The organism is Yoonia sp. R2331, assembly GCF_041103235.1.
Taxonomy (GTDB): domain Bacteria; phylum Pseudomonadota; class Alphaproteobacteria; order Rhodobacterales; family Rhodobacteraceae; genus CANMYO01.
This window is the reverse complement of sequence record NZ_JBGCUN010000001.1, coordinates 1,836,149-1,861,563: the sequence shown is the minus strand read 5'-3', so window position 1 is coordinate 1,861,563 and position 25,415 is coordinate 1,836,149. Positions and strand designations below refer to the sequence as shown.

Below are 25,415 nucleotides of genomic sequence, written 5' to 3'. Positions count from 1 at the left end.
AAGTTTGGGCCGGTTGTAGGTGCTATGACCGGCCCAGATCATCGCCGCATTTGAACAGGTGCGGTGACCTGACGACATAGGGGGGATGACCATGGGATTGGTCGAAAGCTGGGGCGGAAATGCCTTGGGATGGTTCTTCGCACATTTGATCGAGGCACCTTACAACCTGATCTACGCCATCTTTAACCCGCAGCTTTGGCTGGCGTGGTTGCCGCATATGTCGTTCAATTCAAAGATATCGGACCTTGAGGCTGCGGAATCGCTGCTTCGGTTCATCTACTACGGCGCCAGTTGGGAGCTGTTTTTCGTCTTTCTTTTCATCTTTCTGGTCGTCACAGCTGTGGGACTGGTGCGCAACGCCTTCATGTGGTCCTGCGTGAAAGGCCTTGAAGGGTTTGCCAATGTTGTAGGTCGCACGGCGGCCTTTGCGGGCCTGCTGATGGTTCTGCAGCAGATTATCATCATCTTCATGCAGCGGGTCTTTGCGGTCTCGGAGATTTCGCTGGGCTTTGGTGTGGCGTTCAGCAAGGACGTCAGCTGGTGGTCAGAAGAGTTGAAGTTCTACAACGCCATTATCGTGTGCATGTGCGTGAGCTATACCTTTGTGCAAGGCGGGCATGTGCGGGTCGATCTGGTCTATTCCGCGATCAGCCACCGCGCAAAGCGGATGATCGACATGATCGGGTCGATGGTCTTTATGGTGCCTGCTGCTGTGTTGACCTATTTCTACGGCTGGTTCTTCCTGTGGCGGCATCTGGTGACGCCAAAGATGTCGGCATCCGACGCAGCTAAGGATCTGGACAAGCTGCTGCCCAAGGCGCGTGCGCTCAAGTTCAATGTCGAAACCATCGGGTTCAGCCCAAATGGGTTCAACGGCTATTTCCTGTTCAAAGTGCTGTTGGTTGCTTTCACGCTGCTGGTGGTCTTGCAGGCCGTCGCATTCTTCTTCCGCTCTTACCTTGAGTGGAAAGAAGGCCCCGAGAGCGCGGGCAAGAACCTAGACAAAGACCAGTTGGGCGATCCGGTCGCCGAAACTGTCGCAGAAATTCACTAGGGGGCCGGGATCATGCTTTTTGGATTAGATGGCGTCGAAGTCGGCCTGATCATCGTGTTCCTGACCTTGTTCGGGGCCATTCTGTCGGGGTTCCCGGTCGCCTTTGCGATCTCGGGTGCGGCGGTGATATCTTTTATCATTATTGCGTTGCTGGATGGTGGTGGATTGCTGATCCACATGGCTGTCGACAAGAGCAGTGAAGAGTTCAGGGCTCTGGTCGATACCGGGCTCAGGCCTGACAATATATCGGTGTTCAGTAATCCCGAGTTGCCAAGAATTGCCGAACCATTGTTCCCCGGTGGTTGGGAAATGGCACTGGACCGCAATGTGTCCTTTGTCGTGAACCGGATGAACGAGCGGGTTTTGGCGGGCCAGTCGATTGAAACGCTGTTGGCGGTGCTGATGTTCGTGATGATGGGCATCGTGCTGGAGCGCAGCCGGATCGCTGATGAGCTTTTGACCACAATGGCGCGGGTCTTTGGACCATTGCCCGGTGGTCTGGCTGTGTCGATCGTGATCGTGGGGGCCTTTCTGGCCGCTTCGACCGGGATTGTGGGTGCGACGGTGGTGACGATGGGATTGTTGGCGCTGCCGACAATGTTGAAGAACGGCTATTCGCCAGAGCTGTCGACCGGTGTCATCGCGGCTTCGGGCACCTTGGGTCAGATCATTCCGCCGTCGATCGTCATCGTGCTGTTGGGCACGTTGGCCGGTGACCTCTATTCTGCGGCGCAAGAAGAGCGCGCACGCGACGCGGGCTGTTCGGATGCACTGACCTTTCTGGGCGAGCCTGCAGTGGTTTCCGTCGGGACGCTGTTTCAGGCGGCTTTGCTGCCGGGGATCATGCTGGCGCTGCTTTATGCGCTTTACGCCTTTGGCTTTGCGCTGGTGAACCCAAAGAAAGCACCACCTGTTCAGATGGACGGTGCGGGCAACGGAGAGATCATCACCCGCAATGAGGCGCTGACTTGGTTCCTTGGTGTGCCGGTTGCTTTGCTAGTGCTGGTCATTGGTGCAGGGCAGGTGGGTGTCATGGGCAGCCAGTCGGTCATCGTTGATAGCTTTACTGACGCAGGCCAAACCGCAAGTCTGCGGACCAATGTGGGTGAAGAATGTGCCGCCTCGATGCTTGAACTGCATGGGCAAGAGGCGTGGAATACCGCACTTGCCGAACAGGCCGCCATTGACGAAGCCGGCGGTGTTGAACAGGCCCGCGAATTGACACCTGAAGAGCGTGAATCGCTGGTGATCGAACGTGTAGCCGATGCGCCGACACTGGGCACCGGCCTGACCGTTGCCGCCCTGCTGATGGGTTTGGTGCTGGTGATTGCGCGGGGTGTGGCACCCTCTGCTGATACACGTCCGCTTATCATCGGTGCGGTTGGTATCTTGCTGATGTTGCTCGCGGATGTGGCGCTGATTGGGCCGCTGACATCGCCCGGGGCCACAACGCTGATCATTGCGATCCCGCTGATCATTGCCTTCTACGGATTGCGGTATGCTGCTTTGTTGGCGTTCAGCAATGACATTCTGCGCGTGGTCTTCCCGCCGCTGGTGCTGATCGTTGCGGTTTTGGGGTCGATCCTTGGCGGGATCACCAACCCGACGCCCGCTGCGGCACTGGGTGCCGGTGGTGCGATCATGCTAGCCGCATTCCGCAAGTTGCAGGACGATGGCCGGTCAGGCCGGATGGTCTTGCTGACAGCGGGTGCTATCGTGGTCATGCTGCTGATCGGGGTCAACTTTGACATGCGGCTGGGGCAAGAGGTGGTGATGTTCGAGAACTACCTGGCTTATGCCGTCGCCTTTGGCTGCTTCCTCTTTGCGATGTTCGGCATTTGCTGGTCATGCTGGGTGCTCTTTGCAGGCGGTGTGCTGTCGCCGGTGGCCCGAGAGACCGCCAAGGTGACTTCGATGGTCTTTACGATCTTGATCGGGTCGCAGCTGTTGAACCTTGTGCTGATCTCATTCGGGGGAGAGCATTATATTCAGGAGTTCCTGAAGTCGTTCGAGAACGAATGGACGGTGTTCCTGATCGTGATGCTGGTACTCTTTGTGCTAGGCTTCGTGCTCGACTTCTTGGAGATCATCTACATCGTGATCCCGATTGTGGGGCCGGTCATCTACGGCGGCACGTTTGACCCCAAGTGGGTGACGATCATGATCGCTGTGAACTTACAGACTTCATTCCTGACGCCGCCCTTTGGCTTTGCGCTGTTCTATCTGCGGGGCGTGGCCCCGAAAGAGATCACGACAGGCCAGATCTATCGCGGTGTGATGCCATTCATCGGCATTCAGGTTGTGGGGCTGGCGCTATTGGCGTTCTTCCCGTGGGTCGTGACGATTGTGCCGAACCTGATCAACTAGGTCGTGTGCGGGCAGGTGGCTCAACTGACAGATGGAAAAGGGCGGTCCGCATGGGCCGCCCTTTCAGCTTTCGCACTACATCTCCATCATCTCAGCCACTTCGACCGAACCAGAGCCATCGACAACCATTGGGTTTTGGGCCGCATGGGCGCAAGCCGCCGCGTAGTTGTCAGCGGTGATAATTGTGTAGCCAGAAACCGGATTGGCGCCGCCGTTCTCGACGTGACCGGATGCAGAGACAGTGTGTGATTGACCGACCGGAGCCCCCGGATCCACCGTCGCCGCGCCCATGGTTTCGTACCACGCGCCCCAGGCAGCCATGGCCTTTTCGCCTTCTTCGGGGGTCTCGGGAATGCCGCCGCCGTGATAGACAAACAGATACTTTGGCATGAAATCCTCCATTGCGTTAAAACCAGATCAGTTTGCGACTGTTTTGGATTTCGATCAAGCGATGGAGGCTTTGGCCGGCGCGGCGGCGATCAGCCCCGTACCCGCGCGAGGCTGGGATCATAAGGGGACGCAGGGATCACCGTGGCGGGGATCATGTGGCCCAACACGTCAATCGCGCAGGTTTCGCCAGGGGCGGCGTGTGCTGCATCCACAAATGCATAAGCAAGGTTCAGACCGGTGCGGTGGCCCCAGTCGCCTGATGTGACAGTCCCGATGACCTGTCCGCCGTGCATCAGGGACGCGCCGCCGTGTGCCGGGGCATCTTTGCTGGCAAGGCTGAGCGTGACCAAGCGTTTGGCCGGCGCGGGACGGGCGGCGAGGGCGGCTTTGCCGATGAAATCAGGTTTGTCCATCTGGACGAACCGATTGAGGCCGGTTTCAAACGGATCAAATTCGGTCAGGATGTCGGCCTTCCAATGCAGATAACCTTTTTCCAAGCGCATGCTGTCGACGGCAAGCGCGCCAAAGAGCTTGAGGCCATGCGCCTCTCCCGCTTGGGTCAGTGCCAGATAGGCGGCGTAGAGTGATGCATTGGGGAGATGGATTTCATAAGCCAATTCACCGGAGAAGCTGACCGCCATGACGGTGGCGGGGGCGTGGCCGATGAAGCATTCGCGCACCGAGAGCCAGGGGAATGCGGCGGCGGACCAATCGGCGCGGCTGACTGTCTGCATGACCGCGCGGGCCTTGGGGCCAGCAAGGACAAGGATCGTTTGGTCATTGGTCAGGCTGCGGATTGTGACGTCTTCGTCTGGACCAATGTGCTGGGCCAACCAATCCATATCGTGAAATTCCGACGCGGCCGCAGACCCAAACCAGATGCGGTTCGAGCCACGGTCAGAGGCGGGCAGGTTGGCGATGGTCGCCTCACCCTTGAGCATCCCATGGTGGTTGAGCAGATAGGCTAGCCCGACGCGACCCGGTGTGCGCGGCAGGCGGCCGCAGATCATGCGGTCTAGGAACGTCTGCGCATCCATGCCTGTGATCTCGAACCGATTGAAGCCGTTGACTTCTGACAGGCCAACGGCGTTTTGCACCGCGGCAACTTCTGCTGAGACGACGTCAAAGCTTTCGTCGAAGCGGAAAGAGGGTGTGACGGTCAGGTCAGGGGCATAAAATTCTGCCCTTTCCCAGCCGTTCACCGTCGTGAAATGTGCGCCTGCCGCCGCAAGCACGGGCGTGAGTGGTGTGGTCTTGGCCATGCGCCCGGCGGGGCGATGTTCGTTTGGAAAGTGAAAGCGGAATTCGTTCTGATAATCCTCAATCGCTTTGAGGGCTGTCAGTTCGACATTGGCGTGGCCGGTAAAGCGGCGTGGATCAAGGCACCACGTGTCATAGCACGCCTCGCCATGCACGATTTGCTGGGCCAGCAGCCAGCCGTGACCGCCGCCTTCGCCAAGGCCCGCGCGCAGGCCGATGATGCAGAATGCGTTGCGCTTGCCGGGGATCGGGCCGACGAGCGGTGCGCCGTCGATGGTATAGGTGATGGGGCCGTTGACGACGTTCTTGATACCGACGTCCATCAGGGCGGGCATCCGGGTGAATGCGCCCTCAAGCACGTCCGTGATCCGGTCGAGGTCGTCAGGGCAGAGGTCATTTGAAAACTTGGGGTCGATCCCATCCATGCCCCACGTGCGGCAGTCCTGTTCGTAGAACCCCAGCAGCAACCCCTGCTTTTCCTGACGGCAGTAATAGTCGCTGATCGGGCAGCGGAGCAGGGGCATCCGGTGGCCGGCGTCGATGATGCCCTGGATGTCTTCGGTCACGAAATATTGGTGTTCCATCGACATAACAGGGTGATGAACGCCCATCATCGCGCCCACCTCGTTCACGCGGTAGCCGCAGGCGTTGACGACGATCTCGGCGCGGATATCGCCCTTGGTCGTGTGGACAGTCCAGCTGTGGTCCTTGTGTTGCGTCAGCGCGGTGACGGGGGTGTTGCGGTAGACCTCGGCCCCGGCTTTACGGGCGCGGCGGGCAAGCGCTTGGCACAGGCTGGCGGGGTCAATGTCACCGTCGTTGCCATCCCATAGACCGCCCACAAGGTTGTCGGTCGAGATCAACGGATGGCGGCGGGCGCATTCAGCAGCGTCGATGACTTCGAATTCCACGTCCATCCCGCGCGCCATGGATGAAAAGTGGCGGTAGCCGTCCATCTGGGCCTGCGTATTGGCCAGCCGGATGCCACCATCGCCGTGATTGTATTGTACGGGGTAATCAGGGTCGTCGCGTAATTCTTTGTAAAGGTTGATGGAATGCGACTTGAGGCCGACCATCGTCTGGTTCATGCCAAAGTTGGTGACCTGGGCGGCGGAATGCCATGTGGTGCCGGATGTCAGCTCATCCCGTTCAACAAGCACGACATCTGACCAACCTTCCTGCGTCAGATGATAAAGGGTCGAGCAACCAGCGATCCCACCACCGATGACGACGACGCGTGCTTGCGATTTCATGATGGCCCCTTGGTTGTTTGCAGGATTTTGCCGGGACGGCGCAGGCGGCGGCAACGGTATTTTCGCGTATTCGAAATAATAGAAACTGCATTTTGACTTTATGAAGGTGTGCCGGAAGTTCTTGCGCCAGGGTCAGACTGCATTTCCAATTGCGCAACGGGTGGACTGCAGATGGCACATGACAAACAAAAACGGGTGCGCAGTGGCCGCAAGGCGCGGGTAGCGCAACGGGCTGCTCCGCCAAAGATCAACCCGGCCCCGCCCGGACAGCCGGGCGGGCGCTATCAGCCGCTGACCGAGGCCGAGATGCGCGCGATTTATGGCACCGCGCTGCAGCTGCTTGAAGAGCTTGGCATGGGCGAGGTGCCGCAACGGTTGTGGGATGATTTGATCGCCGCAGGTGCCGTTGATCTGGGCCAAGGGCGGATCGGGGTGCCTAAAGCGCTGGTTGAACGTAGCATCCAGACTGCGGCCAAAACCTTTCACCTGCATGGGCGCGATCCGGCGAGGTCGATAGAGGTGGGTGGTGACAAGGTGTTCTTTGGCACCGGTGGGGCCGCGGTCAACACGCTTGATATGGACAGTGGGCTTTATCGCCCCTCGACGTTGCGCGATCTACATGACTTTACCCGGTTGCAAGACACGTTGGACAACGTGGCATGGTTCACCCGCTGCTGCATCGCGACGGATGTGCCCGACCCCTATGATCTGGACGTGAACACCGCCTATGCGCTGATCCGCAACACCACAAAGCCCGTGGCGACCGCGTTCACGCTGGCCGAACATGTGGCGCCGATTGTCCGGATGCTGGACATCGCGGCAGGCGGTGAGGGCGCGTTTGCCGCGCGTCCGTTCCTGAAGGCGCATATCAGCCCGGTCATTTCGCCCATGCGGTTTGGTGAAGATGCGGTGGATGTGGTCTATGAATGCATCGCCCACAACATTCCGATGTCCTGCATCACAGCAGCGCAAGCCGGGGCCACTGCGCCTGCGACACTGGCGGGGTTTCTGGCGCAATCCCTCGCTGAGACGATGGCAAGCCTCGTGATGGTCAATGTGATCTCTCCTGGCTTTCCAATGGTATTTTCCAACTGGCCCTTGGTGATTGATTTGCGCAGCGGGGCCTTTGCGGGCGGCGGGGGTGAAACGGTACTGATGAACGCGGCCTCGGCCCAATTGTCGAACTGGCTGGGCCTGCCATCAGGGGTGGCCGCGTCGATGACGGATGCCAAGCCCGTTGATGCACAGTACGGCGTCGAAAAAGGCATGACATCGCTTGCGGCGGCCCTCGCCGGCGGCAATTTGATCTACGAAAGCAGCGGCATGATGGCTGCGCTTTTGGGGGTGAGTTTTGAGGCGTTCATATTGGATGACGAAATGCACACCGCCACCTATCGCGCCCTGCGCGGGGTCGAAGTCACGACGGACAATCTGGGCTTTCAGGCGATATGTGACGCGATCCTTGGTGACGGTCATTTTCTGGGGGCTGATCAGACCTATGCCGCGATGGAGCGAGACTATCACTATCCGCAACTGGCTGACCGCGAACAGCCACGGACATGGCAAGAAGCGGGTGCAACCGATGCATGGGACAGGGCCCGGGTGAAGGCGCGAGAGGTTCTGGAGGGCCATCACCCGCAATATCTGACCGCGGAACAGGACCGCGCAATCCGCGATCAGTTCGACATTCTGGATTAATCGATCAGGCGGTAGCTGTCGCGCAGCCAAGGGTAGGCGGCGACGGCAGGGCAAACCGCATGGGTTGCCAACAGGCTGCGCATGGCCGTGGCGATCCGCAGCGCCACGTCTTGAGTTCGGCTGTTGGCCACGAAAATCGAAACGGTGCGGGCAAAGCCTTTGTTGGGGAAGGGTAGCAGCGCGATCTGCGGCTGAAACCGTTTGGCGCGCATGTAATTGCCCGGTGTTGTGATGGCCCAGCCATCGCCTTGTGCAATCAGCGCCATCAGCGACGCGGTGCTGTCGAGTTCAAAGCTGTGCGGGAGTTTCAGGCGTAGGCGGCGCAACTGTGCTTCCACCATATGGCCGATGATCTGACTGCGATTGTAGCGCAGGAACGGCAGGTCGGTGCGTCCGGCCACCAGATCCTCGGCCAAGGCATTGGACCGGGCGGGGACGGCCAACACAAAGGGATCGCGCAAGAGTGGCAGTTCGGTCAGATCGGCGGGCGGCGTTGTTGGGCATGTTGCCAGCCCCAGATCAAGATCGCCCGCGCGCAAAAGATCGAGGATTTCATGGCTGACGCGTGTCATATGGGTAAAGCGGCAGCCCGGCAGACTGCTTGCCAGCAGACGAGTGATGTCCGGGCCGATGTCATTTTCAAAGTCATCGATCATTGCAAAGCGCAGTTGTTGCAGCCCACCCGGTTGGGCGGTTGTCAGATCAGCGGTGGCGCGGTCGAGTGTTCCAAGCGCCTCTTCCACGGCTGCCAGAAATTGCAAGCCCGCGGTCGTCGGCACCATCGGGCGGCGGTCATGATCGATCAGCGACGTCGCAAGGTGGTCTTCGAGCCGGGCGAGGTGATGCGATACGGTGCTGATGGAAAGTCCCGTTTGGGCAGCGGCGGCCTGCAACGATCCGACACGGGCCACGGCGCAGAACACGCGCAGCCATTTGAGCGAGAGATCGGGGTGTTTCATCAACTGTCCTTGTGGCGGTCGCACAAGGGTAGCACCGGTTTCGAGCAATGCGAAACTGCGATTTCAGGTTGTCGAAACTGCTATTCGCCCGCAGGCTGGCTGCCGGGCAGGTTGATCTTGGCCACTTGTTCGGCGATCGGGTCGGTCGACAGCGGATGCAGGGCGCTGTCATAGTCCTCTGGGTCGCCAAGGTCCTGCCATTGGCCGCCACGAAAGACCTCGATCCCCTTAAAACGCGCCTTGTAGCCCATCTTGCGTGAACCCGGCACCCAGTAGCCAAGGTAGACATATGGCAGGTTCAACTCGCGCGCGATGGCGATGTGATCGAGGATTAAAAAGGTTCCGGGTGAGGCGCGGTCAAGGCTGGGGTCAAAGAAGGAATAGACCATCGACAGCCCGTCATCGAGGATATCGGTCAGGCAGGCGGCCAGCGGGTCGGTGCCTACGGTGTTGAGGTCGGTGTATTCGATCACACGGCTGCGGACCGGTGTTTCCTCGATCATCGCGGCAAATTCGAACATGTCCATGTCAGCCATGCCGCCCTGTGCATGGCGATGGTCAAGGTAATCGCGGAACAAGGCATATTGTTCTTCGGTCGCCCACGGGGATGTCGCGCGGCGCTTGAGGTTGCTGTTGCGCTTGAGGACACGGCGCTGGCTGCGTGACGGGCTAAAATCCGCAACGCGAATCCGCGCGGACATGCAGGCCGAGCATTCGGCGCAAGAGGGGCGGTACAGCACGTTCTGGCTGCGGCGAAAGCCCTGTTTGGACAGCGTGTCGTTCAAAGGGCCAGCGGCGTCCCCTTGCAGGGCCGTGAACAACTTACGCTCCATCCTGCCGTCCAGATAGGGGCAGGGTTGCGGGGCCGTCACGTAGAATTGCGGCGCGATGGGAAGCGTGTGGCGCATACCCATAGAGTGGTGGCAATTGCGGCGCGTGACAACCCCGCCAATCTGGGGAGGTTTGCAAAAGTTGACGGATTGCTTAACGGGCTGGTTTATTGATCGCCGTGGTGCCCAGAACAAGGTCACTGAGGCCTTGGCCGCGTGGGGTCAGAACCATCGCGCCCATCGAGATTAATTGTAGCGGGGCCGTCACAACCGAGATGGTGTAGCCAACCGTGTGAAGGAATGCAGTGCCGGATGTCAGGCGCATCCCTTCGATGTCCCGCAACTCGATCGCCATCAAGCGCATCCCCCAGGTGGCAGAACCGCCTGCGATGGTGAACCAGCGATAGAAAAAGCCCACAAAGAGCATCAGGAACGGGAAAAAGAAGATGCCCGTAAACGCGGTGAACGGCAGGACCAGCAGACACAAAAGTGCAATCAGGACCACATCAACGACCCAGGCCAAGAGGCGCTTGAAAGGGACGCCTTGATAGAATGCGGGGGCCGTTTCGGGGTTGGGTAAGGTCATGGCGGTCGTCATCATCTTTGTCCGTTGCAAAAAAAGGGTGGGGCGGTCCGACCTGCGGACCACCCCGGGGGGGAGATTTAGGCGGCGTCGCGTGTGTCGTCGCCGTTGTCGTCGTCGTTGTGGCCATTGTCGTTAGACTTGGCGCGTTCATCCATGAACTGGTCGAACTCTGCCTTGTCCTTGGCTTCGCGCAGACGCTCCAGGAAGGCCTCAAAGTTGTCTTGCTCTTCTTCCAGGCGGCGCAGGGTTTCTGTCTTGTAGGCGTCAAAGGCCATGTTGCCCGAGCTGCCAGCCATCCGGCGCATGCCGTGGCGCATCCGCTTGGCGCGGCGACCGGTCATCCCGCCATGCTTTTTGAAGAACAGCATGTAGAACAACAGGGCGAGGCCGACGGGCCAGAAGAAGATAAAACCAAGCACGGTGGCACCGATCCATGCGGGCTTACCGCGTTCATCCAGCCAGCCCTCGGTCCGGGCAAACCAGTTCGGGCGATGATACTCGCTATGGTTCGTGGCAGTGTTGATATCAGCGGCGGTCATGTGCGTGTCTCTCCTATGTGGTGGCCGGTGAAGCGGCCGGGGTATGTAAATGCTTTTCACATTACCAAGATGGGCGCGTGACCGGCGCCTCGCAAGGGTCAATGTGAATGTTTTTTACATTTTTCACATAACAGGCTGATTTTGCGCCTTTTTGCTGGCGCTGGAGAAGGGGAAATGGCCGGCTTTATGAGGTGAAATCGGTCACTTGCGCGCCGGACAGGCGGATCAGATCGGTTGGTGCGATGGGAAAAACATGGCGCGGGGTGCCTGCGGCAGCATAGACCATGTCGAAATCCGAAAGGCGTGGGTCGTAAAAGGCGCGGATCGGGTTGAGGTGCCCCACGGGTGCTACCCCGCCAATGGCGAACCCGGTTTGGGCACGGATCAGCGCGGCGTCGGCCTTGCCCAATGGTTCTCCTGCGCAGAGTGCCGCCTTGGACGGGTCAACCTGTTGACCTCCAGCAGTGATGAAAAGGATCGCTTCGCCCGAAGTTTCGCCGCCAAAGATGATCGATTTGGCGATTTGATCCAATGCGCAGCCTACCGCATCAGCGGCCTGCTGCGCCGTCCGGGTCAGGTCCGACATCTCTAGCGGGGTCACGTCCAGCCCTGCCTCTGACAGGGCGCGGGTGACACGTCTGAGGCTCTTGCTCATGCGGGACCTTCTGCCTAGCTTGAGGCATGACGACACACACCCCCGATCCGCTGAAAGACGCCATATTGGCGGCCGAAATGCAAGTCTGGCAGGCGTTGGTTGCGGGGGACGCCGGGGCGGATGCTGCCTTGCTGTGTGACAGCTTTCTAGGCGTTTATGCGGATGGATTTGCAGACAAGGCCGCGCATACCGGGCAATTGGCGGACGGCCCGTCAATCAAGACGTTCGCGTTGCACGACGTTCAGGTGCGCGCGCTGGGGGTGAATCATGCGTTGATCGCTTATCAAGCCGACTTCACGCGGATCAACAGCAAGAGCGCCGAACGCATGTACGTGTCGTCCGTTTGGGAACGCCGGGGCGAGACTTGGATCAATCTATTCAGTCAGGACACAAGTTATGTCGCTGCTTGATCGCTTGACGCGTGTGCCGCGCGCCTTTGATCCCGAACGTGCCGCCGAAGCGCCTGATCTTGGCGCGGATGCCCGCGCGCTGTTGCAAGGCACCGCAGGCTGCAGCCCTTATCTGAGCGGTTTGATGCAGCGCGAGGCGGCTTGGCTGGAGCTTGCTTTGCCTGATCCAGAAGGTGCGGTTGCCGCACTTCTGAACGAGATTGCGGATATTTCACTGCCAGAATTGGCAGTGCATCTGCGGGTCGCCAAGCGTCGGATCGCATTGATTGTGGCGTTGGCTGATCTGGGCGGCGTCTGGCCGCTAGAGGTGGTCACGCAAACCCTGACCGACTTCGCCAATGCCGCGGTTGATCGCTGCCTCAAAGCGCTTGTCGCCGCCGAGATCGCGCGCGGCAAACTGCCGGGGCTGGATGAGGCTGATGCGATCACCGCAGGCGGGCTGTGTGCGCTGGCGATGGGCAAAATGGGCGCGGGCGAGCTGAATTATTCCAGTGACATCGACCTTATCGTGCTGTTCGACGAAACCCGGTTTGCGCCGGACGACTACCATAATGCACGGGCCAGCTTCATTCGAGCGACGCGGCGGATGACAGCCATTCTGTCGGAAGTAACGGGCGAGGGATATGTATTCCGCACCGATCTGCGGCTGCGGCCTGATGCAAGCGTGACACCTGTTTGCTTGTCGATGGAAGCCGCTGAGCGGTATTATGAAAGTGTCGGGCGCACATGGGAAAGGGCGGCCTATATCAAGGCCGCGCCATCCGCTGGCGACATCGCAGCAGGTCAGCGGTTTCTGGACATGCTGCGCCCCTTTGTCTGGCGCAAACATCTGGATTTCGCGGCGATTCAGGACGCCCATGACATGCGGCTGCGTATTCGGGACCACAAAGGACTGGGTGGGGCCTTGGTGCTTGAGGGGCACAATATGAAGCTGGGACGCGGCGGTATCCGCGAGATTGAGTTCTTTACCCAGACGCGGCAGTTAATTGCAGGCGGGCGCGACGCCTCCCTGCGTTTGCGCGGTACGGGCGAGGGGCTGCGCGCGCTTGCGACTGCGGGTTGGGTCAAAGATGACGTGGCAGAGGGCCTTTTGGGCCATTACAGGTCGCATCGTGACATTGAACATCGTATCCAGATGATTGGTGATCAGCAGACCCATGCGCTGCCTACGGACAAAGAGGGATTTGCCCGATTGGCCGCAATGATGGACAGCGATGTGGCTGATTTGCGCAATGATTTGCGCGCGCGGCTGGAAGAGGTGCACGCGTTGACCGAAGGGTTCTTTGCCCCTGATGCGGCACCAGCACCTGATGCCGCCTGGGGGCAAGAGGTGACAGCGCGTTGGCCGACATATCCGGCGCTGCGATCCGACCGGGCGGGCGAGATTTTCAAGCGTTTGTGGCCAGATGTGCAAGCCCGATTGAAGGACGCGGCGCGCCCCGACGAGGCGCTGGCACAGTTTGACAGATTTCTTGCGGGGCTGCCTGCAGGCGTGCAGCTGTTTTCGCTGTTCGAGGCCAACCCGCAACTGAGCCAGTTGATCGTGGATATCTGTGCCACAGCGCCTGCGCTGGCCAGCTATTTGTCGCGGAATGCGGGCGTCTTTGATGCGGTTATTGGCGGCAGCTTCTTTGATCCATGGCCCGGTGTGGCTCAACTGACCAGTCGCTTGGGCAAGGTGCTAGAACAGGCCAGCGATTATGAGGCGCAGTTGAATGCGGCCCGGCTGTGGGCCAAGGAATGGCACTTTGGCGTGGGAGTGCATCATCTGCGTGGGCTGATTGATGCCGACGAAAGCGGTCAGCGATATGCCGATCTGGCCGAGGCGGTTGTGGCCGCGTTGTGGCCGGTTGTCGTGGCCGAATTTGCGCGCAAGCACGGCGATATGCCTGGAAAAGGTGCCGTTGTGCTGGGCATGGGGTCGCTGGGGGCAGGGCAATTGCATGCGCTGTCGGATCTTGATCTGATCATGATCTATGACCCTGACGGTGTTGATGCCTCAGAAGGTAAGCGGCCACTGGCGACGCGGCCCTATTATGCGCGGCTGACACAGGCGCTGGTGACGGCATTGACCGCGCCAATGGGCGAGGGACGGCTTTATGAAGTCGATATGCGCTTACGTCCTTCCGGACGGCAAGGGCCGGTTGCGACTTCGATTGAAGCGTTTGAAGCCTATCAGCGCGATGAGGCCTGGACCTGGGAACATCTGGCGCTGACCCGTGCGCGCGCAGTAGCCGGATCAAAGGTCTTGGGCAGCCGTGTCGAGGCGTTTCGAAAGACATTGCTGAAGGACAAAGGTCAGGCGGCGCGGGTGCTGCCCGATGTGGCCGAAATGCGCGCGCGGCTTGCAGGTGCCAAGCCGGCCGGGTCGGTCTGGGACGCCAAAGATGGTGCGGGGCGTTTGCAAGATATCGCGCTTTTTGCGCAGACGGCTGCCTTGCAGGCCGGTGCATCCGCGCGTGCGACGGTGGCGCAACTGGGGGCAGGTGTCGCGAACGGCTGGCTGAACGCCGCGGAGGGCGCGGCATTGCGCGAGGCCGCGGGCCATTTTTGGCGCGTGCAGGCCGCTGGACGCCTGTTGGCGGGTGGGGTGTTTGACCCTGACGCCGTGGGTGAAGGCGGACGCAGGTTCGTGTTGCGAGAAACGGGGTTCAGTTCCATGAGAGCATTGCAAAAAGCGCTGGCCGCCCAGTCCGAGCAGGTTGCCGCGATCATTGCAAATCGGTTGGAGCAGGACAGATGAAAGGCGATGCACGAGATCCCAAGGCACTGATCCGCGAGGCCTATCGCATCGACGGGATTACGGCATCGGAATGTCGCACGATTTTCCTCGACTGGGCGCTGGGGCTGCCGACGGAGCATGACACCAAGGCCGAGGTGCAGGCCTTGCTGGTGCAATACGCGGAGCAGCCCAGCGACCACCCGATGACATTGACCCTTTTGGCGGCATTGCAGGATGTGGGCCCCGCGCGTCGGCGCGGGGGGCGTGCAGGGCGCGGGCTTTAGCGTGGAAGTGCGGCGGCCTCTGCCGCGAGGGCTGTGATCTTGTCCCAGTCACCGGCTGCAACGGCATCTTTGGGCGCGACCCAAGAACCACCCACGCAAAGCGTGTTGGAGAGCGACAGGTAATCATTGGCATACTTAAGGCTGACGCCGCCTGTCGGGCAAAAGCTGACCTGCGGGATCGGTGCGCCAATGGCCTTGAGTGCGGGCGCGCCGCCGTTCGCCTCTGCCGGGAAAAACTTTTGTACGGTGTATCCGCGCTCTAGCAGGCGCATCGCTTCAGAGGCGGTGGCTGCACCGGGCAAAAGCGGCAGGTCGTTGGCCTCGCAAGCGTCAAGCAGGATGTCCGTGGCCCCCGGAGAGACGCCAAATTGCGCGCCTGCAGCTTTGGCGGCTTCGACGTCTTTGGGGGTCAGCAATGTGCCCGCCCCGACCACGCCACCGGGCACGGCAGCCATTTCGCGGATCGCATCAAGTGCGGCGGGTGTGCGCAGCGTGACCTCAAGCGCGGGCAACCCGCCTGCGACCAGGGCCTGTGCAAGACCTGCGGCCTGACCTGCGTCGTCAATAACCAGAACGGGCACAACAGGGGCCATCAAACAGAGAGCGCGGTTTTTGTCAGATGCGGTTTGCGGGGTCATGGTCTTGTCCTTTTTGAGCGAGTGCCGATTATTCGACGAATAATCGTGCCTCCGGCGGGCATATTTGATTTCAAAAGAAATGTCAGACGCAAACACCCGCGCCATCAGCCGCGAGGCCGACATTCTTGCGAAACACCTCGAAAAGTTCGCGACCCACGCCGGTGCCATTGCCGGTCAGGTCGACGGTGGCCACAGGACGGCTGTCCAGATCAACACCGATCACGTCGATGGTCCCTTTGGTGGCATCAAGGCGAACAATGTCGCCATCTGTGATCCTTCCTATCGGGCCGCCGTCCGCGGCCTCTGGGCAGAGGTGAATGGCCGAAGGTACCTTGCCCGACGCGCCAGACATGCGACCGTCAGTGACAAGCGCCACACGTTGACCACGGCCTTGCATCACCGACAGTATCGGTGTCAGCCCGTGCAATTCCGGCATGCCGTTGGATTTGGGCCCTTGAAAGCGCACCACGACAACGACATCGTCCGTCAACTCGCCTGCCTTGAAGGCCTCTTTGACGGCATCCTGAGTATGAAAGACGCGGGCGGGGGCCTCGATGATATGGCGGTCTTCGGACACGGCAGAGGATTTCATCACGCCGCGTCCAAGATTTCCGGCCAGTTGAGTCAGGCCACCGTGATGGCTGAAGGGGTCAGAGACAGGGCGAAGGATCTTGTCATTCAGTGTATCCTTGGTGCCGGGGGCATAGGCAACGCGGTCGCCGTCGAGCTTGGGTTCCTGCGTGTAGCGTTCCAGCCCGTCGCCTGCGACGGTTTTGGTGTCGTCATGCAAGAGACCTGCATTGAGCAACTCGCCAATCATATAGCCGAGGCCACCTGCGGCATGGAAGTGGTTCACGTCGGCAAGCCCGTTGGGGTAGACCTTGGCCATCAACGGCACCACATCGGAAATATCCGAGAAGTCCTGAAGATCCAGAATGACGCCTGCGGCCCGGGCCATAGCGGGCAGGTGGATCACAAGATTGGTCGACCCTCCCGTTGCCATCAACCCCACAAGACCATTCACAAAGGCGCGTTCGTCAAGGATGTCAGACGCAGGTGTATACTGATTGCCAAGTGCCGTGATCTGGGCGGCGCGTTCAACGCCCGCCACGGTCAGCGCTTCGCGCAACGGCGTGCCGGGGTTCACGAAAGACGCGCCAGGCATATGCAGCCCCATGAATTCCATCAGCATCTGGTTGGTATTGGCGGTGCCATAGAAGGTGCAGGTGCCGGGGCCATGGTAGCTGGCCATTTCAGCCTTCATAAGCTCTTCACGGCCGATATTGCCTTTGGCGAATTCCTGCCGCACGGCCTGTTTTTCGTCATTGGGCAGACCAGAGACCATCGGACCGGCGGGCAGGAAGATCGACGGGATATAGCCGAAGGTGGCTGCTGCGATAATTAAGCCCGGAACGATCTTGTCACAGACACCAAGGTAAAGGGCTGCGTCAAATGTGTTGTGGGACAGGCCGACACCTGCGGCCAATGCGATCACGTCGCGCGAAAAAAGCGACAGTTCCATGCCTGTCTGGCCCTGGGTCACGCCATCACACATGGCGGGCACGCCGCCAGCGACCTGCGCTGTCGCGCCTGCCGCCTGTGCGGCCTTGCGAATAAGGTTCGGGTAGGTTTCAAACGGCTGATGGGCCGACAGCATATCGTTATAGGCGGTAATGATCCCCAGATTGGGGGCGGATTCGGCGACCAGCGCGTCCTTTTGTTCGCCCATCGCGGCATAGGCATGGGCCTGATTGCCGCAGGTCAGATGCGCGCGACGCGGGCCAGCGGCGGCTGCCGCGGCCATGCTATCAAGGTATTTCCGGCGCGGCTCCTCGGATCGGGCGCGGATGCGGTCGGTGACTTCGGCAATCTTGGGATGCAGTGCCATAATATCCTCGCAAGGGCTGGTTTCGGGTTCCCATAACACGTCCGGTTAGCGCTAACAATCGTAGAAAAGAACGCATGGAAGAAGCTGCGCTTGGCCCTTCCAAGGCGCGGGCGGGCGGGGTATGGGGCAGTATGACAGAGCCAACTTACCCCATTGTCCGCCTGACACCAAAAGCCGATGCGCGTGCCGTGCGCCACGGGTTCCCTTGGGTCTATGCCAATGAACTTGTGACGGACCGGCGCACCCGCAAATTGCCGGGCGGGTCCCTCGCGGTGCTTGAAGACAGCAACCGCGTGACGATGGGGGTGGTTGCGGTCAATCCGGCCAGCAAGATTATCTGCCGGATGCTTGACCGTGACCCAGCCGCCATCATTGATGAGGCGTGGTTTGCTTCCCGGTTGTCTTCGGCGCTGGCGCATCGCGATAAGCTTTATACTGAACCGTTCTACCGCTTGGTCCATGCAGAAAGCGACGGCCTGCCGGGGGTGATTATTGACCGCTTTGGCGATGTCGCGGTGGTGCAGCCCAACGCGGCATGGGCGGATGCGTTGATTGAACCGCTTGTGGCCGCGCTGCAAAGCGTGACCGGGGTCGGCACGGTTGTGTTGAACGGGACGGGACGGGCGCGCAATCTGGAAGGGCTGGATGATGTCACACGCGTGGCTGCCGGGGCCGCGCCAGAGGCACCGGTCCCGGTGCCGATGAACGGTGCCATCTATATGGCCGACGTGATGGGGGGGCAGAAGACCGGGCTTTTCTATGATCAACGTCCGAACCATGCCTTTGCCGCATCTCTTGCCCACGGTGCGCGGGTGTTGGATGTCTTTTCGCATGTGGGCGGCTTTGGGCTGGCCTGTCTGGCGGGCGGGGCGTCCAAAGTGTTGGCCGTTGACGGGTCTGCCGCCGCACTGGAACTTGCCGATGCGGGGGCCAAGGCCAGCGGCGTGGCGGAGCGCTTTGCCACCCGCAAGGGCGATGCCTTTGACGTGTTGGCCGCGCTGGCCGAAGAAGGTGAAACCTTTGATATGGTGATCTGTGATCCACCCGCCTTTGCGCCTAACCGGCAGGCCTTGGACGCGGGCTTGCGCGCTTATGAACGCGTCGCGCGTCTTGCGGCCGCGCTGGTGGCCGAGGGTGGTTATCTGGGGCTGTGTTCCTGCAGCCATGCCGCTGACCTGACCAAATTTCGCAACGCCAGCGCCCGCGGGATCGGGCGTGGCGGCAGGCGCGGGCAGATTGTGCATACCGGATTTGCCGGGCCGGACCATCCGCTGATGCCGCATCTGGCCGAAAGCGGATACCTCAAGGCGGTGTTCTTCCGCCTATGAGGATGCTGCTGGATGCCTGCGTGCTGTATCCAACTGTCATGCGCGAGGTGTTGATCGGCTGCGCGCGCGCTGGCCTATATGAACCGCGCTGGTCGCCACGCATTCTGGAGGAATGGGCGCGGGCGGCGATGAAGTTGGGACCAGAGGGTGAGGTGATTGCACGGGGCGAGGTCGCAGCCTTGCGCGCTGACTTTCCGCAGGCAGAGATAACGGTGCCAGCGGGCAAGCTGGCGCAGTTCTGGCTTCCGGACCCTGATGACATCCACGTGCTGGCGGCAGCAGTCGTTGGGTCCTGCGACGGGATCGTGACGGCGAATGCCAAAGATTTTCCGGGGAACTTGCTGGCGGAAGAAGGGCTTTTTCGTGCGGACCCTGATGGCTTCTTGATCCGGCTCTATGACGAGGCCCCAGATCAGGTCCGGGGCGTCGGAGGCAGCGTGCTGGCAGAGGCACGGCGGCTATCTGGCGAGGATTGGACCATGCGTGCGCTGATGAAAAAGGCGCGGTTACCGCGACTGGGAAAGCGGCTAGCGGCAGCATAGCGCCAAAGACTTATCTGCTGGCGCGCATCGGCAAGATCAAACCCCATTTCGTCTTTTGAGGCGGCCCGTCTGGCCGAAACCCAAGTTTGGAGTAGGCGGATATGGCGCGTTTATTTTCGGGATGCGGGTCTGTGGCAATGACCGGCGCGCCAGCATCAAAGAGCGCCTGCATGCGCGCACCAATGAATGCGGTTCCGTGCCCGCAGCCGATCAGATCGGGTTCACCGATATACTGATCAATCCCGCGCGCACCGGCGGGCAGATAGGCGAAATGGTGCTCGTCCCAACCGTGGACGGTGTAGTCCTGCATATAGGCAAATGAGCGGTCAGCGATCGAGACGATCCAGCGGGCAACGCGCGGGTCGGCGAGGTCGTCGGCGTCATAAGGCGCATCGGTATCCCACCATGCGGCAACGTGAGGATTGGCTTGCCATCCCATCAGCAGGTCCAGATCATCCAGCGTAGCATTGCGGAAACTGTAAGTCATCGGGCAGGGCCAGTCGGCGCGCTATCGCGGAGCGCGTTCATCCGACCCATTTTGCTTCATTCGCCTCAATCGCGGCGATGCGTTCGGGCGTCTTGGGATGGCTGAGCATCCATGCAGGTGTCGCAGCCCCACGCGCGCCGGTGATGGTTTCCAACTTGCCAAAGAGCGACTTTTGCGGAGCGGTGCCGATCCCTGCCTTGACCAGTAGGGCAGAGGCATAGGCGTCCGCTTCAAATTCATCGACGCGGGACAGACGGGCAGCCAGCAGCGTCATCAATCCGCTCGCAATCAACGCGCCGACGCCGGGCAAGAAACGATTCAACACCATTGCCAGCGCTGTGCGCGCAGCATTCTGGCCGGAGAAGTCGATCATGCGACGGCGGGCGTGGCCAAGTGCCACATGGCCCAATTCGTGCGCGATGACGCTGGCCAGCTCTTCTGCCGAAACGGCGCCGGCACGGTATTTGTTCAAGAACCCACGGGTAATGAAGATCCGCCCATCAGGTGCGGCCAGCCCGTTGATCGGTTCAATCTCGTAGATGTGGACCTTGATGCGCGGCAGCTCCAGCGCCTCGGCCATTTGGTTACACAGCACGCGGAGGACCGGATCGGTTAGCTCTGTTGATTTCTCGTCAAGTTCGCGCCCCAGCCGCCACACGGACAAGCGGTACATCGCAAAGCCATAAAGCACGGCCAGCAAGATAGGGGTCAGCTTTAACATGATGCATATATAGGATGCTTGTTCCCGATTTCACCGGGTCAGCAGTGCGGTATCGTGCCGCGACAGGCGTTCGCAACCATCTGAAGTCACCAAAACCGAATGGCCCAGGGTCATGGCAAGTCCCGCGTGGCTATCCATCAAGATCATATGCAAAAAGAACACCTGATTTTCGCGCATCAGTGTTGGGTTGCCAGCGGTGAACATCGGAAAATCTACCCAGATCGGGTTATAGATTGCGCCCATGCCATATCCGCAGGCCTGTAGCCGGGCGTGGCCGAACCCGGCCCTGTCGAACACGTCGCAATGGGCAGCGTGGACATCGCCCATTGGTGCGCCGGGTTTGATTGCGGCCTCACAGGCCAGAAGCGCCTGTTCCGCCGCGGCATGCATCCGGCGTTGCGCATCGGTCGGAGTGCCGATGATCACCGTGCGCATCATCGCGGCGTGATAACGCGCATAAGTGCCCGACCATTCGAGCGTCAGTTGATCAGAGGCATCCAGATGACGGCGGCCTGAATAGTAGCGACACAGAAGCGCCCCAGGACCAGAGCCGATCACGAACTCATTGCCTGCATAGTCGCCGCCGCCTTTGAACACCGCACCTTGCATGGCGGCCAGAATGTCGCCCTCGAACGCGTCTGCGCGGGTGATGGCAAGAGCTGCATCAAGGGCGTCGTCAGACAAGGCCGCTGCGCGGCGGTGCATCGCGACCTCTGCGGAGGATTTGTCGCGGCGCAGGTCGCGGATCAGGTCTGGCGCTTGCACTAGACCGGGCAGGGCATGCCGCAAAAGCTGGCCGTTGTGGTCCGTCAGCCCGGCGGTCGCGTTTTCAAACCCGATACGGCCAGTGACGCCAAGATCGGCCAACAGACGAGCGAGATCATCAGCCGGATTGCTATCGTGGCTTTCAGACCAGATATGAATGTGACTGTTGGGCAGGGTGCTTGTCAGCTGCGCTTGCCGCAGATCGGGCGTCCGTGTCAGCAAGTGCAGATCGCCCGAGGCCGTCAGCACAAGGCATTGGAACATGGCAAAGCCAAAGGTGTCGTAGCCGCAAATCCAGAAATGGCTTTCAGGCGCGAACATCAAAAGCGCGTCAAAGCCTGCGTCCTGCATGGCAGAAAGGGCGCGCGATTGTCGCGCGGCATATTCGGCGGGATCAAAGTGCAAGGTCATGGCGTGACGCTGCGGTGCAAAAGCACTTGCGTCAATCGCGTTCTGCGTCTTCGCCAAGGTGGTGACGCGCCAGTTCGTGCATCCCGTAATGTGCTGGGATCGTCAGCAAACGCCTAAGATATGCGGCATCCATGTCTTTTTGCGCATATCGCCGCAGGTGATCCACTACGCTGATCCGGTCGCTGTCAATCGGCATGTGCCGCACTGGATCAAATGCACTCACCGCGCCAGATCGTAGCACCCGCGCATAGGCGCCAGGGTGGCCCGACGCCAAAAAACGTTTCACCCCGCCAGGGTCGCCAATGCGGGCGGCAAACGTCACACAGGGCACGCGCGGCGCGGTAATTTGCAAAGTGACCGTGCCCACCTCTAGCCGATCGCCAAGGGCAAGATCGGCGCTATCCAGCGCGTCGATCAGCATGTTTTCCCCCATGAAACCGGCAGGAAGCGGCGTGTTCAATGTAGATTGCCACCAAAGCCGGTCAGCCTCACCCAGCAGATAGATCGCTTGATCCGGGCCGCCGTGGTGGGCGGTGTCGACGATCACATCGCCTTCCGCACCTTTGGGTGTCACATTGACTGCACCGGCTTGTGGCACCTTGAAGTGTCCGGTGCGGCCCGACTTGGCTTTGATCGGCTGGGCGCGCCCGGTGCAGATGGCGGCGAGGCGCATCAGGTCAGGACCTTCATGCCACGCTCAATCCCCGACAGTGTCATTGGCACCATGCGGTCCGCGCCAAAAATATCCTGGATCATCGCGATCGACTGCGTATAGGGCCAATAATGTTCAGGCAACGGATTGATCCACAGATGGTTCGGCCATTGGTCGCGGGCACGGGCCAGCCATGTGCTGCCCGCTTCGGCGTTCATATGTTCATTGGCGCCGCCGGGATAGGCGATTTCATAAGGCGACATCGACGCATCGCCCACAAAGATGCATTTGTAGTCGGCACCATAGGTGCGCAATAGGTCCCAAGTCGGCGTTTGCGCGTTCCAGCGACGGCGATTGTCGCGCCAAACGCCTTCATACAGACAGTTGTGGAAATAGAAGTGCTCAAGGTGCTTGAACTCCACCTTGGCGGCGCTGAACAGCTCTTCCACCACTTTGATGTGCGGATCCATTGACCCGCCAACGTCAAGAAACAAAAGCACTTTTACGGCATTGCGCCGCTCTGGCCGGGTTTGCACATCAAGATAGCCGTGTTCAGCCGTCTTGCGGATCGTGCCCTGCAGATCAAGCTCGTCCGCGGCCCCGTCGCGGGCCCAACGGCGCAGGCGCTTCAGGGCCACCTTGATGTTGCGGGTGCCCAGTTCAACGCTGTCATCCAGGTTGCGAAATTCGCGTTTGTCCCAGACCTTGACCGCCCGCTGGTGGCGGCTGTCATTCTGGCCGATGCGCACACCTTCGGGATTATAGCCATAAGCGCCAAAGGGAGAGGTGCCAGCGGTGCCAACCCATTTTGAGCCGCCCTGATGTCGCCCCTTTTGTTCTTCAAGCCGTTTCTTGAGCGTTTCCATTAGCTTATCGAACCCGCCTAAAGCTTCAATCTCGGCTTTTTCTTCGGCGCTCAGATGTTTTTCGGCCATCTTGGTCAGCCAGTCGGCAGGGACGTCGACGGCGTCCATCACGGCGCTGTCTGGGATGGTTTCCAACCCCTCGAAGGTCGCCGCAAAGGCCTGATCAAAGCGGTCAAGGTGGCGTTCGTCCTTGACCATAATGGTGCGGGCCAGAAAGTAGAAAGCCTCGATGTCGTAGGTGGCAAGGCCGGCCTTCATGCCTTCGAGAAAGGCCAGAAATTCGCGCAAGCTGACTGGGACATTGGCCCGGCGCAGGTTGTCGAAGAAGGGCAGGAACATGTCAGGTGTAGCTGCGTTCGACAAAGACCAGCACAAAAAGCCCGATCAACCCAAAGATCATGGCAAATACAGCCGCCCATTGCAGCAGGTCACGGGTGTTGCCTCCGCGGGCCTTGGCGCGAAATGCGCCAAAAGCTGCACCAAACAGAAGGCCTGCAAGCGGAAAGATCATCGGCGAAGTCCCTTAAAAGGGGCGCAGCGCCGCAATCTCTGCCAGACGGGCCTGCACGTTCAAATCAGAGCCAAAGCCGTAGCGCGCCCAACCCAGACTGTCCAGACGCACGGCTTCCGCCTCGACCGTGTTGCCGGTCATTGCCAATGCCTCTGCCTTGAACATCATCAGCGTGGCCATCAGGGCCGCGTTTTGATGCCTGCGGGCCACAGGGATTGCTTCTTCGGCAAGTGTCAGCGTGGTTTGGGCATCGCCTGCTGCCAGTGCAAAAGCCGCCTTTTGCACTGCGATATGGGCTGTGTGCACGGATGTCACCGGGTCCGCGCGATAGACAGCTTCTGCGGCGTTAAAGGAGGCAAGGGCTGCCGCTGAATCGTGACCCACTTGCAAGCGCCCGTTGGCATAGAGCGCAAATCCCGCGCGCGTGTCGCGCCAGCCAAACGCCTCGCCCAGTTGGATCGCGCGAGCGGCGGCCTGACGGCGGCGGCCCGGTGTGCTGCCAGAGGTCAGCGCGGTTTCCATCGCCGTAATCCAGTCGCGCGACGTGTCGGTCAGCGCAGGCGCGCCCGCGCGTTGCCCACGTGGGTTCAGCCGCGCCAGCAGGGCAGGCAGACGTTCAGCCACGTCCGCCCGGGTCATGCCACTGGATAGCTCTGGCGCATAGAAGGCGCGGAGCACGAGCATGTCAAAGCCGGTCAGGACGGTGTGAATGTTGTCATCATTGAACACGCTGTCGGGCAGGCGATAGAGATCGTTCAGCGGCCCCAATGCCTGCGCGAGTTCTTCGTGCAGACAGTCGCGGATTTCCTGCGGGGCGGCATCGGATGGCACAAAAATCACCGCGCGTTCGCGGCGCGTCAGCGTTGTCCAATCCACCTGACTGGTGTGGCGAGCCAACAGGAATTCATCCCAGCTGGTGATGCGTGGCACGACAAAACAGGCGGCGCGCGGAACGGCGCGTTGTAGCTGGGCCTGCGGGATCGCCTCGACCGTGATGGCCGCTTGGGGTGCGTTTGTGAGTGTAATGTCGATGCCCGCCTCATTGCGCAAGCGGGTCAGCAAGGCATCGAGATCCGTGGTCATGCTGTCGGACGGGGTGCCAGCCATGCGCACAGTGATCGGCCCCTCGAACCGGGACATCACGGGGATTGTGCGCCCGCTCTCCATCCGAAAGCTCAGGTCAAGGAAATCCTGCGCCATTTCGGCGTTGGAGCGCGTGGCGGGAGTGACTGTTTCGGTCACGAAAGCCTTCATCGGGGGAAGGGAGTTGACCAGCGCCACCGCGCGCGATGGCGGTGCATCCGGGATCGGGGCGCAAGACGTCAAAACGCCAAGCGCAAAGGCAGCCAATCGGTTCATGTGTTTGCCCCCGGGTTGGGGCAGGTCGGGTCTGAAACGGTCCGCACGCCAGCAGTGTCCGCCAGGATGGCGGGGCTGAACTGGCATAGGTCGACCGGCATATTTGCCTTGGTCACTCTGCTCTCCTCAATATCGTCAGCCCCGTCTGCCTTGGAACTGCGGCCCCTTCTTGACGCGATTTGGGCAATGCCAAGATCACGCCTGTGGGCCACCCGATTAACTATGGCAGGCCGGGGTTAA

24 protein-coding genes are annotated in these 25,415 nt (G+C 60.4%); 8 read left to right on the top strand and 16 right to left on the bottom strand.

The window, feature by feature from the left end; all coding sequences use genetic code 11:
- The first annotated feature begins 91 nt into the window (after positions 1–91).
- Together AB3Y40_RS09560 and AB3Y40_RS09555 are read left to right on the top strand one after the other, a co-directional pair.
- Entirely contained in the window at positions 92–1,054 is a 963-nt protein-coding gene (locus AB3Y40_RS09560) for a TRAP transporter small permease subunit (protein ID WP_369439629.1), read from the top strand.
- A 12-nt stretch (positions 1,055–1,066) separates the two neighbouring features.
- Positions 1,067–3,421, top strand: coding sequence for a TRAP transporter large permease (locus AB3Y40_RS09555; RefSeq protein ID WP_369438563.1), 2,355 nt, complete (start codon positions 1,067–1,069; stop codon positions 3,419–3,421).
- 75 nt (positions 3,422–3,496) lie between these two features.
- Here the strand turns inward: AB3Y40_RS09555 and AB3Y40_RS09550 are convergent, their stop codons facing one another.
- A complete protein-coding gene (locus AB3Y40_RS09550) occupies positions 3,497–3,811 on the bottom strand; it encodes a hypothetical protein (RefSeq protein WP_369438562.1) in 315 nt (104 codons plus the stop codon).
- 89 nt (positions 3,812–3,900) lie between these two features.
- Positions 3,901–6,324, bottom strand: a complete 2,424-nt coding sequence (locus AB3Y40_RS09545; protein ID WP_369438561.1) for a GcvT family protein — start codon at positions 6,322–6,324, stop codon at positions 3,901–3,903.
- A 171-nt stretch (positions 6,325–6,495) separates the two neighbouring features.
- On the opposite strand from AB3Y40_RS09545, the gene AB3Y40_RS09540 reads away from it, so the two are divergent.
- Positions 6,496–8,022, top strand: coding sequence for a trimethylamine methyltransferase family protein (locus AB3Y40_RS09540; RefSeq protein ID WP_369438560.1), 1,527 nt, complete (start codon positions 6,496–6,498; stop codon positions 8,020–8,022).
- On the opposite strand, the gene AB3Y40_RS09535 is transcribed toward AB3Y40_RS09540, so the two are convergent.
- The 5 genes from AB3Y40_RS09535 to AB3Y40_RS09515 all read right to left on the bottom strand — a co-directional run bounded on the left by AB3Y40_RS09535 (position 8,019) and on the right by AB3Y40_RS09515 (position 11,591).
- A complete protein-coding gene (locus AB3Y40_RS09535; protein ID WP_369438559.1) occupies positions 8,019–8,981 on the bottom strand; it encodes a LysR family transcriptional regulator in 963 nt (320 codons plus the stop codon). The genes AB3Y40_RS09540 and AB3Y40_RS09535 overlap by 4 nt on opposite strands.
- 80 nt (positions 8,982–9,061) lie before the next feature.
- Positions 9,062–9,889, bottom strand: a complete 828-nt coding sequence (locus AB3Y40_RS09530; RefSeq protein WP_369438558.1) for an arginyltransferase — start codon at positions 9,887–9,889, stop codon at positions 9,062–9,064.
- 76 nt (positions 9,890–9,965) lie between these two features.
- A complete protein-coding gene (locus AB3Y40_RS09525; protein WP_369438557.1) occupies positions 9,966–10,397 on the bottom strand; it encodes an RDD family protein in 432 nt (143 codons plus the stop codon).
- Positions 10,398–10,474: 77 nt separating this feature from the next.
- A complete protein-coding gene (locus AB3Y40_RS09520) occupies positions 10,475–10,936 on the bottom strand; it encodes a DUF2852 domain-containing protein (RefSeq protein ID WP_369438556.1) in 462 nt (153 codons plus the stop codon).
- Positions 10,937–11,120: 184 nt separating this feature from the next.
- Complete coding sequence (locus AB3Y40_RS09515) at positions 11,121–11,591, bottom strand: YbaK/EbsC family protein (RefSeq protein WP_369438555.1); 471 nt, start codon at positions 11,589–11,591, stop codon at positions 11,121–11,123.
- A 26-nt stretch (positions 11,592–11,617) separates the two neighbouring features.
- Here AB3Y40_RS09515 and AB3Y40_RS09510 point away from each other — a divergent pair, with 26 nt between their 5' ends.
- Genes AB3Y40_RS09510 through AB3Y40_RS09500 form a run of 3 tightly spaced genes read left to right on the top strand, consistent with a single transcriptional unit; the run spans position 11,618 to position 15,007 of the window.
- Complete coding sequence (locus AB3Y40_RS09510; RefSeq protein WP_369438554.1) at positions 11,618–12,001, top strand: nuclear transport factor 2 family protein; 384 nt, start codon at positions 11,618–11,620, stop codon at positions 11,999–12,001.
- Positions 11,988–14,744, top strand: a complete 2,757-nt coding sequence (locus AB3Y40_RS09505) for a [protein-PII] uridylyltransferase family protein (RefSeq protein ID WP_369438553.1) — start codon at positions 11,988–11,990, stop codon at positions 14,742–14,744. The genes AB3Y40_RS09510 and AB3Y40_RS09505 overlap by 14 nt, the downstream gene beginning before the upstream one ends.
- The gene (locus tag AB3Y40_RS09500; protein WP_369438552.1) at positions 14,741–15,007 is read left to right on the top strand and encodes a hypothetical protein; all 267 of its coding nucleotides are present in this window, start codon (positions 14,741–14,743) and stop codon (positions 15,005–15,007) included. Before AB3Y40_RS09505 ends, AB3Y40_RS09500 begins: the two co-directional genes overlap by 4 nt.
- Here the strand turns inward: AB3Y40_RS09500 and eda are convergent.
- Together eda and edd are read right to left on the bottom strand one after the other, a co-directional pair.
- A complete protein-coding gene (gene eda, locus AB3Y40_RS09495; RefSeq protein WP_369438551.1) occupies positions 15,004–15,645 on the bottom strand; it encodes a bifunctional 4-hydroxy-2-oxoglutarate aldolase/2-dehydro-3-deoxy-phosphogluconate aldolase in 642 nt (213 codons plus the stop codon). The genes AB3Y40_RS09500 and eda overlap by 4 nt on opposite strands.
- Positions 15,646–15,727: 82 nt before the next feature.
- Positions 15,728–17,533 (bottom strand): phosphogluconate dehydratase, encoded by a 1,806-nt coding sequence (gene edd, locus AB3Y40_RS09490; protein WP_369438550.1) that lies wholly within the window; start codon positions 17,531–17,533, stop codon positions 15,728–15,730.
- Positions 17,534–17,664: 131 nt separating this feature from the next.
- On the opposite strand from edd, the gene AB3Y40_RS09485 reads away from it, so the two are divergent.
- Positions 17,665–18,861 carry an RSP_2647 family RNA methyltransferase gene (locus tag AB3Y40_RS09485; RefSeq protein ID WP_369438549.1) on the top strand — a complete coding sequence of 399 codons (1,197 nt, stop codon included), beginning with the start codon at positions 17,665–17,667 and terminating at the stop codon, positions 18,859–18,861.
- Positions 18,858–19,403 (top strand): RSP_2648 family PIN domain-containing protein, encoded by a 546-nt coding sequence (locus AB3Y40_RS09480; RefSeq protein ID WP_369438548.1) that lies wholly within the window; start codon positions 18,858–18,860, stop codon positions 19,401–19,403. Before AB3Y40_RS09485 ends, AB3Y40_RS09480 begins: the two co-directional genes overlap by 4 nt.
- Positions 19,404–19,413: 10 nt before the next feature.
- On the opposite strand, the gene AB3Y40_RS09475 is transcribed toward AB3Y40_RS09480, so the two are convergent.
- Genes AB3Y40_RS09475 through AB3Y40_RS09445 form a run of 7 tightly spaced genes read right to left on the bottom strand, consistent with a single transcriptional unit; the run spans position 19,414 to position 25,175 of the window.
- On the bottom strand, positions 19,414–19,890 hold the full coding sequence (locus tag AB3Y40_RS09475) for a GNAT family N-acetyltransferase (protein WP_369438547.1): 477 nt from the start codon (positions 19,888–19,890) through the stop codon (positions 19,414–19,416).
- 37 nt (positions 19,891–19,927) lie between these two features.
- Entirely contained in the window at positions 19,928–20,611 is a 684-nt protein-coding gene (locus AB3Y40_RS09470) for a M48 family metallopeptidase (protein WP_369438546.1), read from the bottom strand.
- 30 nt (positions 20,612–20,641) lie between these two features.
- Positions 20,642–21,787, bottom strand: a complete 1,146-nt coding sequence (locus tag AB3Y40_RS09465; RefSeq protein ID WP_369438545.1) for a M24 family metallopeptidase — start codon at positions 21,785–21,787, stop codon at positions 20,642–20,644.
- Between the two features lie 31 nt (positions 21,788–21,818).
- Positions 21,819–22,460 (bottom strand): MOSC domain-containing protein, encoded by a 642-nt coding sequence (locus tag AB3Y40_RS09460; RefSeq protein WP_369438544.1) that lies wholly within the window; start codon positions 22,458–22,460, stop codon positions 21,819–21,821.
- Entirely contained in the window at positions 22,460–23,644 is a 1,185-nt protein-coding gene (locus AB3Y40_RS09455; RefSeq protein ID WP_369438543.1) for a vWA domain-containing protein, read from the bottom strand. The genes AB3Y40_RS09460 and AB3Y40_RS09455 overlap by 1 nt, the downstream gene beginning before the upstream one ends.
- Position 23,645: 1 nt before the next feature.
- On the bottom strand, positions 23,646–23,816 hold the full coding sequence (locus tag AB3Y40_RS09450; RefSeq protein ID WP_369438542.1) for a hypothetical protein: 171 nt from the start codon (positions 23,814–23,816) through the stop codon (positions 23,646–23,648).
- Positions 23,817–23,828: 12 nt separating this feature from the next.
- A complete protein-coding gene (locus AB3Y40_RS09445) occupies positions 23,829–25,175 on the bottom strand; it encodes a DUF2927 domain-containing protein (RefSeq protein ID WP_369438541.1) in 1,347 nt (448 codons plus the stop codon).
- Between the last annotated feature and the right edge of the window lie 240 nt (positions 25,176–25,415).

Excerpts from the sequence above, each read along its gene's own strand:
- edd (WP_369438550.1), bottom strand. The coding sequence starts at position 17,533 with ATGGCACTGCATCCCAAGATTGCCGAAGTCACCGACCGCATCCGCGCC.
- AB3Y40_RS09500 (WP_369438552.1), top strand. The coding sequence starts at position 14,741 with ATGAAAGGCGATGCACGAGATCCCAAGGCACTGATCCGCGAGGCCTAT.
- AB3Y40_RS09530 (WP_369438558.1), bottom strand. The coding sequence starts at position 9,889 with ATGCGCCACACGCTTCCCATCGCGCCGCAATTCTACGTGACGGCCCCG.
- AB3Y40_RS09560 (WP_369439629.1), top strand. The coding sequence starts at position 92 with ATGGGATTGGTCGAAAGCTGGGGCGGAAATGCCTTGGGATGGTTCTTC.
- AB3Y40_RS09445 (WP_369438541.1), bottom strand. The coding sequence starts at position 25,175 with ATGAACCGATTGGCTGCCTTTGCGCTTGGCGTTTTGACGTCTTGCGCC.
- AB3Y40_RS09450 (WP_369438542.1), bottom strand. The coding sequence starts at position 23,816 with ATGATCTTTCCGCTTGCAGGCCTTCTGTTTGGTGCAGCTTTTGGCGCA.
- AB3Y40_RS09510 (WP_369438554.1), top strand. The coding sequence starts at position 11,618 with ATGACGACACACACCCCCGATCCGCTGAAAGACGCCATATTGGCGGCC.
- AB3Y40_RS09535 (WP_369438559.1), bottom strand. The coding sequence starts at position 8,981 with ATGAAACACCCCGATCTCTCGCTCAAATGGCTGCGCGTGTTCTGCGCC.
- AB3Y40_RS09455 (WP_369438543.1), bottom strand. The coding sequence starts at position 23,644 with ATGTTCCTGCCCTTCTTCGACAACCTGCGCCGGGCCAATGTCCCAGTC.
- AB3Y40_RS09470 (WP_369438546.1), bottom strand. The coding sequence starts at position 20,611 with ATGTTAAAGCTGACCCCTATCTTGCTGGCCGTGCTTTATGGCTTTGCG.
- AB3Y40_RS09485 (WP_369438549.1), top strand. The coding sequence starts at position 17,665 with ATGACAGAGCCAACTTACCCCATTGTCCGCCTGACACCAAAAGCCGAT.
- AB3Y40_RS09480 (WP_369438548.1), top strand. The coding sequence starts at position 18,858 with ATGAGGATGCTGCTGGATGCCTGCGTGCTGTATCCAACTGTCATGCGC.
- AB3Y40_RS09525 (WP_369438557.1), bottom strand. The coding sequence starts at position 10,397 with ATGACCTTACCCAACCCCGAAACGGCCCCCGCATTCTATCAAGGCGTC.
- AB3Y40_RS09550 (WP_369438562.1), bottom strand. The coding sequence starts at position 3,811 with ATGCCAAAGTATCTGTTTGTCTATCACGGCGGCGGCATTCCCGAGACC.
- AB3Y40_RS09505 (WP_369438553.1), top strand. The coding sequence starts at position 11,988 with ATGTCGCTGCTTGATCGCTTGACGCGTGTGCCGCGCGCCTTTGATCCC.
- AB3Y40_RS09545 (WP_369438561.1), bottom strand. The coding sequence starts at position 6,324 with ATGAAATCGCAAGCACGCGTCGTCGTCATCGGTGGTGGGATCGCTGGT.
- AB3Y40_RS09555 (WP_369438563.1), top strand. The coding sequence starts at position 1,067 with ATGCTTTTTGGATTAGATGGCGTCGAAGTCGGCCTGATCATCGTGTTC.
- AB3Y40_RS09515 (WP_369438555.1), bottom strand. The coding sequence starts at position 11,591 with ATGAGCAAGAGCCTCAGACGTGTCACCCGCGCCCTGTCAGAGGCAGGG.
- AB3Y40_RS09465 (WP_369438545.1), bottom strand. The coding sequence starts at position 21,787 with ATGACCTTGCACTTTGATCCCGCCGAATATGCCGCGCGACAATCGCGC.
- AB3Y40_RS09540 (WP_369438560.1), top strand. The coding sequence starts at position 6,496 with ATGGCACATGACAAACAAAAACGGGTGCGCAGTGGCCGCAAGGCGCGG.
- AB3Y40_RS09520 (WP_369438556.1), bottom strand. The coding sequence starts at position 10,936 with ATGACCGCCGCTGATATCAACACTGCCACGAACCATAGCGAGTATCAT.
- eda (WP_369438551.1), bottom strand. The coding sequence starts at position 15,645 with ATGACCCCGCAAACCGCATCTGACAAAAACCGCGCTCTCTGTTTGATG.
- AB3Y40_RS09460 (WP_369438544.1), bottom strand. The coding sequence starts at position 22,460 with ATGCGCCTCGCCGCCATCTGCACCGGGCGCGCCCAGCCGATCAAAGCC.
- AB3Y40_RS09475 (WP_369438547.1), bottom strand. The coding sequence starts at position 19,890 with ATGACTTACAGTTTCCGCAATGCTACGCTGGATGATCTGGACCTGCTG.